General features: G+C 73.6%; 12 protein-coding genes. 5 read left to right on the top strand and 7 right to left on the bottom strand.

What is annotated here, in order from left to right:
- Window positions 1–110: 110 nt before the first annotated feature.
- A complete protein-coding gene (locus GOBS_RS23520) occupies window positions 111–1,895 on the top strand; it encodes an L-lactate permease (protein ID WP_012950762.1) in 1,785 nt (594 codons plus the stop codon).
- Window positions 1,896–2,021: 126 nt separating this feature from the next.
- On the opposite strand, the gene GOBS_RS23525 is transcribed toward GOBS_RS23520, so the two are convergent.
- The 6 genes from GOBS_RS23525 to GOBS_RS23550 form a co-directional block, all read right to left on the bottom strand.
- Window positions 2,022–2,486 (bottom strand): MarR family winged helix-turn-helix transcriptional regulator, encoded by a 465-nt coding sequence (locus GOBS_RS23525; protein ID WP_012950763.1) that lies wholly within the window; start codon window positions 2,484–2,486, stop codon window positions 2,022–2,024.
- 74 nt (window positions 2,487–2,560) lie between these two features.
- Window positions 2,561–3,019 carry a heat shock protein transcriptional repressor HspR gene (locus tag GOBS_RS23530; RefSeq protein WP_012950764.1) on the bottom strand — a complete coding sequence of 153 codons (459 nt, stop codon included), beginning with the start codon at window positions 3,017–3,019 and terminating at the stop codon, window positions 2,561–2,563.
- Window positions 3,016–4,236: a molecular chaperone DnaJ gene (gene dnaJ, locus GOBS_RS23535; RefSeq protein WP_012950765.1), complete on the bottom strand. Its 1,221-nt coding sequence runs from the start codon at window positions 4,234–4,236 to the stop codon at window positions 3,016–3,018. Before dnaJ ends, GOBS_RS23530 begins: the two co-directional genes overlap by 4 nt.
- A 19-nt stretch (window positions 4,237–4,255) precedes the next feature.
- A complete protein-coding gene (grpE, locus tag GOBS_RS23540) occupies window positions 4,256–4,963 on the bottom strand; it encodes a nucleotide exchange factor GrpE (protein WP_012950766.1) in 708 nt (235 codons plus the stop codon).
- Window positions 4,960–6,843, bottom strand: coding sequence for a molecular chaperone DnaK (gene dnaK, locus GOBS_RS23545; protein ID WP_012950767.1), 1,884 nt, complete (start codon window positions 6,841–6,843; stop codon window positions 4,960–4,962). Before dnaK ends, grpE begins: the two co-directional genes overlap by 4 nt.
- A 248-nt stretch (window positions 6,844–7,091) precedes the next feature.
- Entirely contained in the window at window positions 7,092–8,111 is a 1,020-nt protein-coding gene (locus tag GOBS_RS23550; RefSeq protein WP_012950768.1) for a type IV toxin-antitoxin system AbiEi family antitoxin domain-containing protein, read from the bottom strand.
- A 368-nt stretch (window positions 8,112–8,479) separates the two neighbouring features.
- On the opposite strand from GOBS_RS23550, the gene GOBS_RS23555 reads away from it, so the two are divergent.
- Both GOBS_RS23555 and GOBS_RS23560 read left to right on the top strand, forming a co-directional pair.
- Entirely contained in the window at window positions 8,480–10,768 is a 2,289-nt protein-coding gene (locus tag GOBS_RS23555; protein WP_012950769.1) for a (Fe-S)-binding protein, read from the top strand.
- A gap of 217 nt (window positions 10,769–10,985) precedes the next feature.
- Window positions 10,986–12,239 carry an MFS transporter gene (locus GOBS_RS23560; RefSeq protein ID WP_012950770.1) on the top strand — a complete coding sequence of 418 codons (1,254 nt, stop codon included), beginning with the start codon at window positions 10,986–10,988 and terminating at the stop codon, window positions 12,237–12,239.
- Here GOBS_RS23560 and dcd read toward each other — a convergent pair.
- Window positions 12,205–12,795 carry a dCTP deaminase gene (gene dcd / locus GOBS_RS23565; protein WP_012950771.1) on the bottom strand — a complete coding sequence of 197 codons (591 nt, stop codon included), beginning with the start codon at window positions 12,793–12,795 and terminating at the stop codon, window positions 12,205–12,207. The genes GOBS_RS23560 and dcd overlap by 35 nt on opposite strands.
- A 155-nt stretch (window positions 12,796–12,950) precedes the next feature.
- Here dcd and GOBS_RS25850 point away from each other — a divergent pair, with 155 nt between their 5' ends.
- Window positions 12,951–15,689: a S8 family serine peptidase gene (locus tag GOBS_RS25850; RefSeq protein WP_012950772.1), complete on the top strand. Its 2,739-nt coding sequence runs from the start codon at window positions 12,951–12,953 to the stop codon at window positions 15,687–15,689.
- A gap of 381 nt (window positions 15,690–16,070) precedes the next feature.
- Window positions 16,071–16,301, top strand: a complete 231-nt coding sequence (locus tag GOBS_RS28365) for a hypothetical protein (protein ID WP_208104345.1) — start codon at window positions 16,071–16,073, stop codon at window positions 16,299–16,301.
- The last annotated feature ends 2 nt before the right edge of the window (window positions 16,302–16,303 follow it).

A 16,303-nucleotide genomic window follows, 5' to 3' on the forward strand; every position in this document is an offset into this window, starting at 1 on the left:
TCGCGAGCTCGCAGCGGGACCCCGCAGGGGGGCCGGCTCTACCCCACACTGGACCGCCCCACGTCCCCCCACCCAGCCTCGCGCCCTCACCGCCGAGGGAAGGAGCTCCGTTGTTCGAGCAGGTCGTCGACCCCGTCGGTGGGTCACTCGCACTGAGCGCACTGGTAGCCGCGATCCCGCTGCTCACCCTCTTCGTGCTCCTCGGCGCGCTGAAGGTCAAGGCGTGGATGGCCGGGCTCATCTCGCTGGCCGTCGCGGTCGTCCTGGCCATCGTGGCGTTCCGGATGCCGGTCGGGCAGTCGCTGCTGTCGGCGTCCGAGGGTGCCGCGTTCGGCTTCTTCCCGATCCTGTGGATCGTCATCAACGCGATCTGGGTCTACAACCTGACGGTCGCCACCGGGCACTTCGACGTCCTGCGGCGCTCGTTCGAGAAGGTCAGCCCCGACCAGCGGATCCAGGCGATCATCATCGCCTTCTGCTTCGGCGCCCTCCTCGAGGCGCTGGCCGGCTTCGGGACCCCGGTCGCCATCAGCGTCGTCATGCTCATGGCGCTGGGCTTCCAGCCGATGAAGGCAGCTGCAGTGGCGCTGATCGCCAACACCGCCCCGGTCGCGTTCGGCGCGCTGGCCACGCCGATCGTCACGCTGGCCACGGTGACCTCCGGCGTCAGCGACGACGCCCGGCTCACCGTCGACACCCTGGGCGCCATGGCCGGCCGGCAGACGCCGATCCTGGCCGCGTTCGTGCCCCTGGTGCTGGTGTTCGTGGTCGACGGCAAGCGCGGGCTGCGCGACACCTGGCGCGAGGCGCTGGCCGGTGGTCTGGCCTTCGGCATCGCCCAGTTCATCGCCGCGAACTACATCTCGGTGCCGCTGACCGACATCATCGCCGCGCTCGTCGCCGCGGCCGCCGTCGTCGCGGTCGTCCGCATGCGCAAGGCCGCCTACGAGCCGGTCACCGCGGCCTCCCTGGCCGGCGGCGGCGACGGCACCCTGGCCGCCGGGTCCGGCGGCTCCCGCGGCCGGGGCGGGGTCGGCGCGACTGCCGGCGAGCAGCTCGGCGACGCCCCAGGCGAGCAGGCCCCGCGCGACCCGCACGCGCCCGCCGTCGGTGGTGGCGACCGGCCCGTGGTCGACGACAGCCGGTCGGAGGTCGTCAAGGCCTACGCCCCGTACGGGATCATCATCGTCATCTTCGCGCTGGCCAACCTCGGCCCGGTGAAGGCGGCGCTGGCCCAGGCGCCGTGGACGACGTCGTTCGCGTGGCCGGGGCTGAACGTCTTCGCTGCCGGCTCGGACACCGAGCTGTCCTCGACGACGTTCACCTTCAACTGGTTCCCCGCCGCCGGCACCCTGATGATCTTCGCCGGCCTGCTCACCATGCTGATCCTGCGGATCTCGCCGGCACGGGGGCTGAAGGCCTACGTCGACACCTACCGCGAGCTGAAGTGGGCCATCGTCACCGTCATGGCGGTGCTCGCGCTGGCCTACGTGCTCAACCAGTCGGGCATGACCAGCCACCTCGGCCGGCTGCTGGCCGAGACCGGCGGCTTCTTCGCCTTCCTCTCCCCCATCCTGGGCTGGATCGGCGTCGCGGTGACGGGCTCGGACACCTCCGCCAACGCCCTGTTCGGCGCGCTGCAGGTGCAGGCGGCGACCAACGCCGGCCTCGACCCGGTGCTGCTGGCCGCGGCCAACTCCTCCGGCGGCGTCATGGGCAAGATGGTCAGCCCGCAGAACCTGGCCATCGCGGCCGCGGCGGTCGGCATGGCCGGCCGGGAGGGCGAGCTGTTCCGGAAGGTGTTCGGCTGGAGCATGCTGCTCCTGCTGCTGATGTGCCTGATCGTGGTGCTGCAGGCCACGCCGGTGCTCGGCTGGATGGTCCCGGGCTCGTGACGGCCTGACCTGCTGACGACAGCGCCCCCGTACCCAGCTGGGTACGGGGGCGCTGTCGTGAGGAGTCGGCGGCTGCCTGAGGTCCCGCCACGAGCCTGCGAATGGCGGGGGGCAGGGGGTCCTCTCTCAGCCGTTCTCGGCCTCGCGTGCCTCGCCGAGCCGGTTGAGCCGGGCCAGCAGCTCGCCGAGCGTGGCGACGTCCTCGGCCGGCCAGTCCGAGAGGTCGGCCTCCCAGCGAGCCCGGCGGGCGTCCCGGATGCGGGACAGCCGGGCCGCGCCCTCGGGTGACGTGCTGAGCACCTGGGCGCGCCCGTCGGCGGGGTCGGCCTCGCGGGAGACCAGGCCCAGGTTGACCAGCGAGGACACCTGCCGGCTCACCGTGCTCTTGTCCAGACCCAGCCGGGCCACCAGGTCGCTGGCGCGCAGCGGACCGGCGTCCTGCAGCAGCGCCAGCAGCCCGTAGGCGGCACCGTCCAGGTCGGGGTGCAGCTCGCGGGCCAGGCGGGCGGAGATGGCGCGGGAGCGGCGCAGCAGCAGGCCGATCTCCCGCTCCACCCGCACGTAGGCCTCGTGCGCGTCGACCGCCGTCACGACACCTCCTCGCCGGCGCTCGTCGGGGCCGTGCCCGAGGGTGCCGCGCTCCCGGGGTGACCTCGCACGCTCGGTCACCTCTCGTCCCGGGGCCGCCACACGACCAGCGCCGAGGTGGCGGGCCGCAGCGGGACCAGGTCGCGCCCGTAGCCGGCCCGGATGGCCGACTCGGCCGCGATCGCCCGGCTCTGCGCGACCTCCACCTCGGTGATCAGCTCCTGCACCTGCTGCTGCAGCGCCTCGACCTGCGACTCCAGGTCGATGATCCGCTTGATGCCGGCCAGGTTGACGCCGTCCTCCTGGGAGAGCCGCTGCACCTCGCGCAGCAGTGCGACGTCCCGCGGGCTGTACCGCCGGCCACCACCCCGGGTCCGGCCGGGGCTGACCAGCCCCAGCCGGTCGTACTGGCGCAGCGTCTGGGCGTGCATGCCGGCCAGCTCGGCGGCGACCGAGATGACGAAGACCGGGGCGTCCTCGGCGACGGCGCGCCCCGCGTCGACCTGCTCGCGGCCGCCGTCGGCCGGGAGACTCACCGCGCACCCCCCTCCTGCTGCACCGCGGCGGTGATCCGCGGCCGGGGGTCGCCGAGCTCGGCCTCGAGCACCTTGACGGCGTCCTCCGCGGCGGGTGTGAGCCGCTTGGGCACGGCGACCTCGACGGTCACCAGCAGGTCGCCGGACCGGCCCTTGCCGGGGACGCCGCGCCCGCGCACCCGGAGCGTCTGCCCGCTCGCCGTCCCTGCGGGGACCTTGAGCGTGACGTTGCCGTCGAGCGTGGGCACGGTCAGCGTCGCCCCGAGGGTGGCCTCGGCGAAGGTGATCGGCACGGTTAGCGTCAGGTCGTTGCCCTTGCGGCCGAACAGCTCGTGCTCGGACACGTGGACGACGACGAACAGGTCGCCGGCCGGGCCCCCGCGCCGCCCGGGCGCGCCCTTGCCGGCCAGCCGGATGCGCTGGCCGTCCTTGACGCCGGCCGGGATCCGCACGGTGATCGTGCGGGTCTGGTTCGTGACGCCGTTGCCGGCGCAGGTCGGGCAGGGGTCGTCGACGACCTGGCCGGTGCCGCGGCAGTTGCGACACGGCTCGGAGAAGGCGAACGCCCCCTGGCTGCGGCTGGTCACGCCGGCGCCCTGGCACACCGGACAGGTGTGCGGGCTGGTGCCCGGCCGGGCACCGGAGCCCGAGCAGGTCGGGCAGGTGCCGGGGCTCTGCATCCGCAGCGGCACCGTCACGCCGAGGATGGCCTCCTCGAAGGAGAGGGTCGCCTCGGTCTCGACGTCCTGGCCGCGGGCCGGGCCGGACGCCGCCTGGCTGCGCGCCCGGGCCGAACCGGCCCCGCCGCCACCGCCGAACAGACCCCCGAACAGGTCGCCGAGCCCGCCGGCGCCACCGGCACCGCCGGCGCGGCCGCCGCCCGCGGCGCCGAAGAGGTCACCGAGGTCGAACGGCTGGCCGCCGCCCGCCCCACCGGGGAACCCGCCGGGGAAGCCGGCCCGCGCGCCCGCCCCGCCGGACCCGAACAGGCGGCGGGCCTCGTCGTACTCGGCCCGCCGCTTGGGGTCGGAGAGGACGTCGTAGGCCTCGGAGACGTCCTTGAACCGGGCCTCCGCGTCCGCGTTGCCCGGGTTCTTGTCCGGGTGCAGGTCACGGGCCAGCTGCCGGTAGGCCCTCTTGATGGCCGCCGCGTCGGCGTCCTGGGCGACGCCCAGAGCGGCGTAGTAGTCCTTCTCGATGAAGTCCCGGGTGCTCATCGGGCGCCCCCTCTCCGGCTCAGTCGGACGCCGGGCCCTCGCCCGGCTGTGCGGGGACGGTCCCGTCGGTCGCGCCGTCGGCGGAGGCGGCCACCACCGGGGTCTCCGGGTCGGTGACCGCGACCATCGCCGTCCGCAGCACCCGGTCGCCGCGGCGGAAACCCTGCCGCAGCACCGTCGTCGCGGTCGGGACCTGGACGTCGGCCGAGGTGTCGTGCATGACCGCCTCGTGCAGCGCCGGGTCGAACGGGTCACCGGCCTTGCCGAACGCCTCCACGCCGAGGCCGTCGAGCAGCCCCAGGACGCGGTCGGCCACGACCTTGAAGGCGCCGGTCAGGTCACCGTGGTCACGCGCCCGCTCGATGTCGTCGACGATCGGGAACAGCTGGGTGGCGAACCGCTCGGCGGCCTGGTCCACCACGAGCTGGCGGTCCCGGTCGACCCGGCGGCGGTAGTTCGCGTACTCCGCGGTGACCCGCTGGAGGTCCTCGGTGCGTTCCGCCAGCTGGCGGACCATGTCACCACCGGCGCTGTCGCCGTCCACCACCGTCGGCTGTCCGCCGTCGGCGGTGGCCTCGTGCTCGCTCATCTGCTCCCCTGCTGGATCCGCGGCGGGGCGGGTGCCGGCCGGCTGCTCACCGGCCGGCACCCGCACGGTGCCGCTGGTCGGGTCGATGCGCCGCTTGTCGCGGATGACGACCCGCGGCTCCTCTTCCCTGTCCGTCATCGGCGGTCGTTGTCCTCGTCGACGATCTCGGCGTCGACCACGTCGTCGTCCGACGCGGTGGCACCGGTGGCCCCACCGGTCGCACCGCCGGGCGTGCCGGCGTCACCGGCGGCACCGGCACCCGCGGCTCCCGCCTCGGCCTGCTGCGCGTACAGCGCCCCGCCGACCTCCTGGGAGACCCGGGCGACCTTCTCCTGGGCCGCCTTGATCGCCGCGATGTCCGAGCCGCCCAGCGCCGAGCGCAGCTCGGTGAGGGCCTCGCCGAGCTCCTCCTTCTTGTCGGCCGGGATCTTGTCACCGTTCTCGGCCAGGAACTTCTCGGTCTGGTACTGCAGCGACTCGGCGAGGTTGCGGGTCTCGGCCTCCTCGCGGCGGCGCTTGTCCTCCTCGGCGTGCGCCTCGGCGTCCTTCATCATCCGCTCGATGTCCTCCTTGGGGAGGGCCGAGCCGCCGGTGATGGTCATCGACTGCTCCTTGCCCGTGCCGAGGTCCTTGGCGTGGACGTGGACGATGCCGTTGGCGTCGATGTCGAAGGCCACCTCGATCTGCGGGACGCCGCGCGGCGCCGGGGGCAGACCGGTCAGCTCGAACATGCCGAGCTTCTTGTTGTACATCGCCATCTCGCGCTCGCCCTGGAAGACCTGGATCTGCACGGACGGCTGGTTGTCGTCGGCCGTCGTGAAGATCTCCGAGCGCTTGGTCGGGATCGTGGTGTTGCGCTCGATGAGCTTGGTCATGATCCCGCCCTTGGTCTCGATGCCCAGGGACAGCGGGGTGACGTCGAGCAGCAGGACGTCCTTGACCTCGCCGCGCAGGACACCGGCCTGCAGCGCGGCACCGATGGCCACGACCTCGTCGGGGTTGACGCCCTTGTTGGGCTCCTTGCCGCCGGTCATCTCCCGGACGAGGTCCGTGACGGCGGGCATGCGGGTCGAGCCACCGACGAGGACGACGTGGTCGATCTGGCCGACGGAGATGCCGGCGTCCCGGATCGCCTGGTTGAACGGCGCGCGGGTGCGCTCGAGCAGGTCCTGGGTCAGCCGCTGGAACTCGGCACGGGTCATCGTGACGTCCAGGTGCAGCGGGCCCTCGGCGCCGGCGGTGATGTAGGGCAGGTTGACGTTGGTCGACTGCGCGCCGGACAGCTCGATCTTGGCCTTCTCGGCGGCCTCGCGGAGCCGCTGCATGGCCAGCTTGTCCTTGGACAGGTCGATGCCGCTCTGGGCGTTGAAGGTCTGCACCAGGTGCTTGACGACCCGCTCGTCCCAGTCGTCACCACCGAGGTGGTTGTCACCGGCGGTGGCCTTCACCTCGATGACGCCCTCACCGATCTCCAGCAGGGAGACGTCGAAGGTGCCACCACCGAGGTCGAAGACGAGGATCGTCTGCTCGGTCTCGCCCTTGTCCAGGCCGTAGGCCAGCGCGGCCGCGGTCGGCTCGTTGACGATGCGCAGGACGTTGAGGCCCGCGATCTCACCGGCCTCCTTGGTGGCCTGGCGCTGCGCGTCCTCGAAGTAGGCGGGGACGGTGATGACCGCGTCGGTCACCGGCTCGCCCAGGTAGGTCTCGGCGTCCCGCTTCAGCTTCTGCAGGATGCGGGCGCTGATCTCCTGCGGCGTGTAGCGCTTGCCGTCGATCTCGTTGGTCTTCCAGTCGGTGCCCATGTGGCGCTTGACCGACCGGATGGTGCGGTCGACGTTGGTCACGGCCTGGTTCTTGGCCGACTGGCCGACGAGGACCTCGCCGTTCTTGGCGAACGCGACGACCGACGGGGTGGTGCGCGAGCCCTCGGAGTTCGCGATGACCGTCGGCTCGCCGCCCTCGAGGACGGTGACGACGGAGTTGGTGGTGCCGAGGTCGATACCGACCGCTCGAGCCATGGAGCTGGCCTCTCTTCCGTGTGTTCCGGGGTGGTACTGGTCCGTGGAGGAGTCGGGTGTCCGCCTTGCGCGGGGTCCACTCAACTTTCCTGCCCACCCTAACGGCAGCCCGCGGTGGAGTGTTCCCGGGTGCCGCGATCTCTTCGGCGGCGCGCTGGCAATGATCAGGTGACCTGATCGTCGCGGCTCCTCCCTCACGACTGGAGGTGAGGTCGGGGCCGGAACGGTGAGGGAGGACGAGTCGCAGGTCAGGCGGGCCGGGACAACGCCGCGCCGAGCCGGACGGCGGTGAAGCGGCGCGGACCAGTGAGCGGTGTCGTGAGGAGTGCGCGCAGCCGCTCCTCGACGCGCCGCCACCCCGGCCCGAGGTCGGCGCGAGCCACCCGGACCACCCGCACGTCGAGGTCGCGGACCCGGTCCTCACGCCGCTTCTCGTCCCAGTGCACGAGAGCGGGCGACCGCCCGTCCCGAGGGTCGGTGTACTTCACCTGTCCGTCGAACTCCACGGCCACGGCGGCCTCCTCATACCAGGCGTCCACACGGGCCACGAAACCGCGCGCGTCGTGGATCTCCACCTGCAGCTCGGGCACCGGCAGGCCGGAGCCGATGATCCGCAGCCGCCCGAGCGTCTCGAGCGGCGACTCGGCGCGCCCGTCCGCGAGCCCCGCCGCCCGGGCGGCGTCGCCGATGCCCACCCAGTGGGTCTGGTCGAGGACTGCCGCCTGCAACGCAGCCGGCGTGAGCAGTTCCGCGTTGAGAGCCGCGTCCATCGCGACGACGGCGTCCTCGAGGGTCCACTCCCTGGCGCAGTCGACCAGCGTGCGGGCCGGCGCGGTCGCACGGAACGCGCCCAGCGGCACCACGTGGGACGGCGGCAACGAGGCGGCGGCGACCTCGTACCCGCGGCCACGGCGCCACTGGGCTTCGTCGGTGAGCCGGATTCGCCCGTCCCACGTGGCCGGCACGACCATCCCCTGCACCCGCGCCGCCGACGCGTGACTGACCGCAGGCCGCCCACCCAGCCGCACCAGCACCGCGGCGCAGGCCAGCCGGTGCGCCGCCACCGCGTCGTCGGCCACGGCCTCGACCACCTCTCGGGCCGCGTAGACGCCACGCCTGACCCGCATCCAGCGCCGGCGGGCAACGGCACCCTGCACCTCGTCGGGTGCGTAGCCGGCCGCCACAGCGTCACGGGCGGTGAAGACGCCGAACTGACGATCAGCGACGAGGCGGAGTGCGGGGTGCATGTGGGCACGGTCGGCGTCCACGACACCCACCAGGCGGCCGAGCCGGGATCTGTGGACAGCGCACACTCGGGGAGCCGTCCATGCAAGAAGGCGCCGCCGGATCGGGTGCGGGTCCGCGGCCGCGTCGTCCTCCCTCACGTTCCCGGCTCGGACCTCACGACCGGTGGTGAGGAAGGAACCCCGACGATCAGGTGACCTGATCATCACAGCACGCCGTCCGCACTGCAGCGATGTGGTTACCGACGAGTAGCCTGTGCGCCGGACAGCTATCGTCCGACACGCGCGGGCGCAGGTGCCCACGCGTGGTCCGCTCGACGGCGGCGAGTCCACCCGCCGTCGTGGCGGGCGGGGGATCAACCGACGCCTCCGGGCGTCCGGGAGGGATTTCGATGGGCCCCTTGCAGGTCGTCCTCGGGACGATCAGCGTCATCTTCCTGATCGTCTCGGTGGTGTTCGCCTACCGGGCGGTCCGGGCCATGGTCCGCATCATCAGGACCGGGCAGCCGGACAGCACCCGCAACGGCCCGGTGGGCCCGCGGCTCAAGACGCTGCTCGTGGAGTCGCTCGGCCACACCCGGATGCTCAAGTGGTCGTCGATCGGCGTCGCCCACTGGTTCGTGTTCCTGGGCTTCTACGGCCTGTTCCTCACCCTGGTCGAGGCCTTCGGCGAGGTCTGGAACCCGGCCTTCCACCTGCCGCTCGTCGGCGAGCTGGGCGTGTGGAACCTCTTCGCCGACATCATCGGCACCGGCACGGTCCTCGGGATCCTCTACCTGATCTACCGACGCCAGAAGGACCACCCGCGCCGGCAGGGCCGCACCAGCCGTTTCGCCGGCTCCAACGAGGGCCGCGGCTACTTCGTCGAGGCCGTCGTCCTGATCGTCGGCGTCTGCATCCTGCTGATCCGCGGGCTCAAGGTCTCCTCGGACCTCACCGACGCCCCGGCCTGGTCGCATCCGGTCTCCGGCCTGCTGGCGACCGTCCTGCCGAACAGCCCGGACCTGCTGAGCGTCGTCGCGTTCGTCAAGATCGTCATATCGCTGGTCTGGGTCGTGGTCCTCAGTCGCACCCTGAACATGGGCGTCGCCTGGCACCGGTTCAGCGCCTTCCCGAACATCTACTTCAAGCGCCACGACGACGGCAGCGTCGCCCTCGGCCCGCTGCAGGCGATGACCTCCGGCGGCAAGCCGATCGACTTCGAGGACCCCGACGAGGACGCGATCTTCGGCCGCGGCAAGATCGAGGACTTCACCTGGAAGGGGATGCTCGACTTCACCACCTGCACCGAGTGCGGGCGGTGCCAGAGCCAGTGCCCGGCGTGGAACACGGGCAAGCCGCTCAGCCCCAAGATGGTGGTGATGGACCTGCGGGACCACCTGTACGCCAAGGCCCCGTACCTGCTCGGTGAGAAGACCGCGAGCGAGACCGCACCGGACTACGACGTCCTCAAGCCGAGCGACGAGCAGGTCTGGGCCTCGGGCTACGCCCGCATCGAGGGCACCAACGACGCGCAGGCCCACCGCCCGCTCGTCGGCACCCTCGAGGAGGGCGGGGTCATCGACCCCGACGTGCTGTGGAGCTGCACCAACTGCGGCGCCTGCGTGGAGCAGTGCCCGGTCGACATCGAGCACATCGACCACATCGAGGACATGCGCCGTTACCAGGTGCTCATCGAGTCCAACTTCCCCTCCGAGGCCGGCGTGATGCTGCGCAACCTGGAGAACCGCGGCAACCCGTGGGGCGTCCAGGCCAGCACCCGCGAGGACTGGATGAAGGACCTGGACTTCGAGGTCCGGCAGGCCGACGGCCCACTGCCCCTCGACGTCGAGTACCTGTTCTGGGTCGGCTGCGCCGGCGCCATCGACGACCGGGCCAAGAAGGTCACCAAGGCCGTCGCGGAGCTGCTGCACACCGCCGGTGTCGAGTTCGCCGTCCTGGGCTCGGGCGAGACCTGCTCGGGCGACCCGGCCCGCCGCATGGGCAACGAGTTCGTCTTCCAGATGCTCGCCCAGGAGAACGTCGAGACGCTCAACGGCGTCTTCGAGGGCCGCGTGCCGGGCATGCGCAAGATCGTCACCACCTGCCCGCACTGCTTCAACTCGCTGGGCCGGGAGTACCCACAGGTCGGCGGCGACTACGAGGTGGTCCACCACACCCAGCTGCTCAACCAGCTGGTGGCCGACGGCCGGCTGACCCCGGTCACGCCGGTCGACCGCAAGGTCACCTACCACGACCCGTGCTTCCTCGGCCGGCACAACAAGGTCTACACACCGCCGCGGGAGATCCTCGAGTCCGTCCAGGGGCTCTCCACCCAGGAGATGCACCGCTGCAAGGACCGCGGCTTCTGCTGCGGCGCCGGCGGCGCCCGGATGTGGATGGAGGAGAAGATCGGCAAGCGGATCAACATGGAGCGCACCGAGGAGGCGCTCGACCTCGATCCGGACGTCATCTCCACCGCGTGCCCGTTCTGCATCACGATGCTCAGCGACGCGCTGACGACCAAGAAGCAGAACGGCGAGGCCGGCGAGCACGTCGAGGTGCTCGACGTCAGCCAGATCCTGCTCCGTTCGCTGGCCCCGGTCGGCACGCCCGGCACCGAGCACGGCGCGGAGGTCGGGACCGAGACCGACGACGTGGCCGGCACCGGCTCGGCGGCGACGGAGCACGGCGCGCAGTAGCAGAAGGACCCCCCTGCCCCCCACCACTCGGAGAAGGACCCCGTCCTCCTCACCGTTCGCAGGCTCACGGTGAGCGCCTGGACGGGGCCGGCGGGCCCCGGAGCGGGCCGGACCACCGCGACGGCGCGTACCCCCGCCCGGGGCACGCGCCGTCGTCGTCGGAGGGGGGACGGCCCCCGCCGCCGGACGGCCCGGACCGGGGCGGGACCATCGTCGGGTGACCCGGACCGCCGCCCCCGCCTCCTCCCGCCGGGGACTGCTCCTCGTCGGGACGGCGATCGTGCTGACGGGGCTGAACCTGCGGACGGCGGTCAACAGCGTCGGCCCGGTGCTGCAGGAACTCGAGCACGGGCTGGGCATCTCCAGCGGCCTGACCGGGCTGGTGACCAGCCTGCCGGTCATCTGCTTCGCCGTCATCGGGTTCGCCGGGCCGCCGCTGGCCGCCCGCTTCCGCGACGGGCACGTGCTGGCCGGCGCACTGCTGGCGATGGCCGCCGGCCTGGTGCTGCGGGCCGCGGCCGGGGGGTTCTGGCTCTTCGTCGCCGGCACCGTGCTGGCCATGGTCGGCGGCGCCCTGGGCAACGTGCTCCTGCCGAGCCTGGTGAAGCGGTGGTTCCCGGCGCGCACCGGCCTGCTCGTGGGCGCCTACAGCACGGCCATGGCCGCCGGCGGGGCGGTCGCCTCGGTGTCCGCCGCGCCCATCGCGCGGGCCGCCGGGGACGCCGGCTGGCGCTGGGCGCTCGCGGTGTGGGCGGTGCCCGCGCTGCTCGCCGCACTGCCGTGGCTGGCGGTGCCACGGCGGCCCGGTGCCTCCCGGACGGCGCACACCGCGGTGTCGCTGCGCTCGCTGGCGCGCAGCCCCACGGCCGTGGCGCTGGCGGCCTTCTTCGGCTTCCAGGCGATGCAGGCCTACATCATCATCGGCTGGACGGCGCAGTACCTGCGGGACTCCGGGCTGGACGCCGCGACGGCCGGGCTGCTGCTCGGCGTCAACACGGTGGTCGTCATCCCGCTCAACGCCGTCGTCCCGCCGCTCGCTGTGCGCCCGCGGCTGCAGCGGCCGCTGCTGCTGGTCTTCGTCGCCTGCTACGTCGCCGGCTACGTGGGCCTCATGGCCGCGCCGCGGACCGTGCCCTGGCTGTGGATGACCCTGCTCGCCATCGGGATGAGCACCTTCGCGATGGTGCTCGCGCTCATCGGCCTGCGGGCCCGGACGCCGGAGACCACCGCGGCCCTGTCCACCGTCGTCCAGGGGTGGGGTTACGTGCTCGCCGGCGCCGGACCGCTGCTGGCCGGGGTCCTGCTGGGCGCGACCGGCAGCTACGCCGGCATGTTCGCCGTCGCGCTCACCGCCGTCGCCGCGCTGCTGGCCACCGGCTGGCTGGCCACCCGGGAGCGGTTCGTGGACGACGAGGTGGCCGCCCGGGTGCCGGCGGTCAGGGCGCCGGACGCCGCGTCTCGGCCCGGGTGAAGTTCCGGAAGGACCGCGACGGCGTCGGGCCGCGCTGGTCCTGGTAGCGGGAGCCGTAGACGGCCGAGCCGTACGGGTGCTCGGCCGGGGTGGTCAACCGGAACAGGCAGAGCTGGCCGATCTTCATGCCGGGCCAGAGCGTGATCGGCAGGTTGGCCACGTTGGACAGCTCCAGGGTGATGTGCCCGGAGAAGCCCGGGTCCACGAAGCCGGCCGTGGAGTGGGTGAGCAGGCCCAGCCGGCCGAGCGAGCTCTTCCCCTCCAGGCGGGCGGCCACGTCGTCGGGGATGGTCACGATCTCCAGCGTGGAGCCGAGCACGAACTCACCCGGGTGCAGCACGAACGGCTCGTCGCCGTCGGGCTCGACCAGGGTGGTCAGGTCGTCCTGCTGCTGGGCGGGGTCGATGTGGGTGTACCGCGCGTTGTTGAAGACCCGGAAGAAGCGGTCCAGCCGGACGTCGATGCTCGAGGGCTGCACCAGCGCCTTGTCATAGGGCTCGATGCCCAGGCGGCCCTCGGAGATCGCGGCCGTGATGTCGCGGTCGGACAGCAGCATGCGGCGGAGTCTAGGGACCGTCCCTGCTCACCACTCCGGGCGAATCCGGCCGGCGGGCCCTCAACCGCGCGGCCGAGCACGCCGATCCCCTCCCGCTGGCCCCCTCCCGGGCCGGCTCTGACCCGGGGCCGTGACCCCGGTGGAGTGGAGGGTCCGTGTCCCAGTCCCGAGGAGCGCCGCTGCGTCGCGGCGTCCTGGCAGTCGTGCTCGTCTCCGCCTCGGTCGCCGGTTACGCCGGAGCCGCGGCGTACAGCGCACTCGCGCTCGCCGCCGTGCCGGTCGTCTCCGACTTCGGCCCTGGCGACGGGCTGACCCGCTACGTGATCACCGCTGACGAGGGCGTCGCGCCGGCCGACCTGGTCCGAGCGGTCGCCCTCGCCGACGGCGTCGTCAACGCCCAGCCGGTCGGGACCGACCGCGCCCTGGTGGCGACCGAGGGCCTGGCGCCACACCACGTGGAGGCGCTGCCCGGTGTCGCCGACGCCGAGTACTCGCCGGCGGTCCCCGTGGCTGCCGGGACGGTCGCCGACCCCTACTGGCCGCAGTACGGCTGGAACCTGGAGAACACCGGCACCAACGCCTACAACCAGCCGGCGCGGGTCGACGCGGACGACGACGTCACCACCGGCTGGGAGGCCGGCACGGGCGAGGGCGTGGTCGTCGCCGTCGTCGACACCGGCTACGACTCCGACCACCCCGACCTGGCCGGCGCGCTGTGGACCAATCCCGCCGAGCCGTGCGGCCCCACCGACCGGGACGGCAACGGCAAGGCCGGCGACTGCCACGGCTGGAACTTCACGACCAACAGCGCCGACGTCGACAACGGGGCGGGCGGCACCCACGGTGCGAGCGTCGCCGGTGCCGTCGGCGCCCGCGCCGGCAACGGCCTGGGCACCGCGGGCGTGGCGCCCGGCGTGACGATCATGCCGCTGGTCATCGGCAGCGGCGGTGGGGTGGACGTCGTCCTGGGCGCCGAGGCGATCCGGTACGCGGCCGACCACGGCGCCGACGTGGTCAACGCATCCTGGGGTGGGGCCGTAGGCGGGTGGGCGCTCGACAACCTGCGCTCGGCCGTCGCCTACGCCGAGTCCAAGGGCGTGGTCGTCGTGGTCGCGGCCGGCAACGACGCCATGGACCGGGACGCCGCCCCGCTCTACCCAGCCAGCCTGACCGAGACCAACGTCGTGACGGTCGGCTCCTCGACGGCGTCCGACACCCGCAGCGACTTCTCCGCATGGGGCGCCTACTCCGTCGACCTCTTCGCGCCGGGCACGATCGTCTTCACCACGTGGAACGACGGCGGCTACCGGCTGATCAACGGGACGTCGATCGCCTCCCCGCAGGTGGCCGGCGCGGTGGCGCTCTACCGGCAGGCGATGCCGGACGCGACGCCGCGGCAGCTGCGCCAGGCCCTGCTCGAGGACGTCGACCCGGTGGCCGCGTTCGCCGGGCGGTCGGTCACCGGTGGCCGGCTGTCGCTGAGCCGTCTGCCGGCCCGCGCCGCGGACACCGTCTCGTACACCTTCACCTCGATGACCGCGCCGGCCGGCGTCGTCACCCCGCGCGTGGCCGCGGCCGGCCCGGCCGCAGCAGGCGACTACGGCGTCACGCTGGGCCTGGGCATGGAGCACGAGGGCGAGGTCTGGGCCGTCTCCGGCGCCGAGCTCACCGTCGGCGGCACCACGCTGGCGACCGACGACACCGGGACGGCGCGTTTCCCGCTCGGCCGCGCGGCGGGCCCGGCCGAACTCGCCCTCTCCCCCTCCCTGGAGCTCGGCGACGGCCGCTACGTGCTCACCGTCCAGCTCGACCGCGACGGCACGGCCGTCGGGCGCACCTACGCCGCTCCGCTGGTCGTCGGGACGACGGCGGCTCCCGCGCCGGGCGGGAGCGGGAACACCCCGGGCAGCGGCCCGTCGGGCTCGTCCGGCTCCGGCTCGTCGGGTTCGCCCGGCCCCGGCTCGGGGAGCTCCGGGTCCGGCTCGGGCGACCCGGGCTCGGGGAGCTCCGGGACCGGCGGGACGGACCGGTCCACCTCCGGTGGCAGCGGCTCGAACGGCTCCGGGACCGGCGGCTCCGGCTCGGGCGGCAGCGGCTCCGAGGGCAGCGACTCCGAGGGCAGCGACTCCGAGGGCAGTGGGGCCAGTGGCTCCGGCGGCAGCGGGTCCGGGGGGTCGGGTCCGGCCGGCTCGGGGTCGGGCGGTGCCGGCAGCGGCCGCTCCGGCAACCCGGATGCGCCGTCCGGCCGCACGGCGCCCGTCGTGCCGGACGTGCCCTCGGGCACCCGGACGCCGACGTCCCCGGACACCCCCAGCGGGTCCGGCGACTCGGGCGGCTCCGGCAGCCCGACCCCGGGCGGCCAGAACGTCTACCCGTCGGTCGGTCCGTTCGGGATCACCTCGCTGAGCCCGGCCCGGGTCGGCACGGCGGGCGGCACCCTGGTGACCATCACCGGCGCGGCCCTGCCGTCGGGCCCGCGGGTCCGCATCGGGGACAGCGCGGCGGCGACCGTGGTCCGCTCGTCGGCGACCCAGGTCGTCGTTCGGGTGCCCGCCCGGGCCGCGGGCGTGTACGACGTGCACGTCTTCGCCCCCGACGGCCGGCACTCGGTGCTGACCGCGGCGCTGACCTACACCGCCCCCACCGGCGGCACGGCGCCCGGCGGCAGCACGCCGGGCGGCTCCGGCGGCGGTTCCGGCACGGGTGGCGGCGCGCCCGGCACAGGCGGCGGTGGCGGTGCCGGCAGCGGCTCCGCGGGCGCCGGCGGCGGCTCCTCGTCCGACGTGCGCACCGGCCCCGGCGGGCTGCGACTCGTCCGGAGCGCGGTCTTCGCCGGACTGCGGACGGTCTGGTCGACCGACTGCTCGGTGTCCTGCCGCGGGATCCGCGTCTGACGCGAGGGCTCTCCCACCGGGCCACCGGCCGGACACCCGTCCGGCCGGTGGCCCGATCGCTCCCCGGAGCGACGTGCCCACTGGATCACCCCGCCGTCCTGCCGATGGACAGGGGGACGACTGCGTCCACACCCGCGGGAGGACCCTGCTCGGGACACGGGGGCGACCGGCGGCACGGGGGCGAGCCGTGGCACCCGCCCCACCGGGGAGGCACGCACCTTCGCCCCCGACGAGCTGATCGTCTCCAGGACCGACCTCCGCGGCGTCGTCACCTACGCCAAGCCCCGCGCCGTCTCAGCGCTGCTGTGGCAGACCCTCGCGGAGGGCCGCGAGCTGTTCGCCGACATCGACAACCTGGCCTCCGACGGCGCGCACTACTGGGTGCTCGCCCACGTCGCGCCGTCGTACGGACCCGACGGCGGGATCGTCGGCTACCACTCGAACCGGCGCCGCCCCCCCGGCGCGATCCGCACGGTCGCCCCGCTGTACGAACAGCTGCTGGCCGAGGAACGGCGGCACCCGACGGCCAGGGCCGCCGTCACCGGCCTGTCCCAGCTGGCCGAGCGGCTGCGCTCGGAGGCGACCGGCTTCCTGGCGGCGATGCGCCGCTGACC

It is taken from the genome of Geodermatophilus obscurus DSM 43160, assembly GCF_000025345.1.
Lineage (GTDB): Bacteria > Actinomycetota > Actinomycetes > Mycobacteriales > Geodermatophilaceae > Geodermatophilus > Geodermatophilus obscurus.

Coding starts and splice junctions, on each gene's coding strand:
- dnaJ (WP_012950765.1), bottom strand. CDS start 4,236: ATGAGCACCCGGGACTTCATCGAGAAGGACTACTACGCCGCTCTGGGC.
- grpE (WP_012950766.1), bottom strand. CDS start 4,963: ATGACGGACAGGGAAGAGGAGCCGCGGGTCGTCATCCGCGACAAGCGG.
- GOBS_RS23555 (WP_012950769.1), top strand. CDS start 8,480: ATGGGCCCCTTGCAGGTCGTCCTCGGGACGATCAGCGTCATCTTCCTG.
- dnaK (WP_012950767.1), bottom strand. CDS start 6,843: ATGGCTCGAGCGGTCGGTATCGACCTCGGCACCACCAACTCCGTCGTC.
- dcd (WP_012950771.1), bottom strand. CDS start 12,795: ATGCTGCTGTCCGACCGCGACATCACGGCCGCGATCTCCGAGGGCCGC.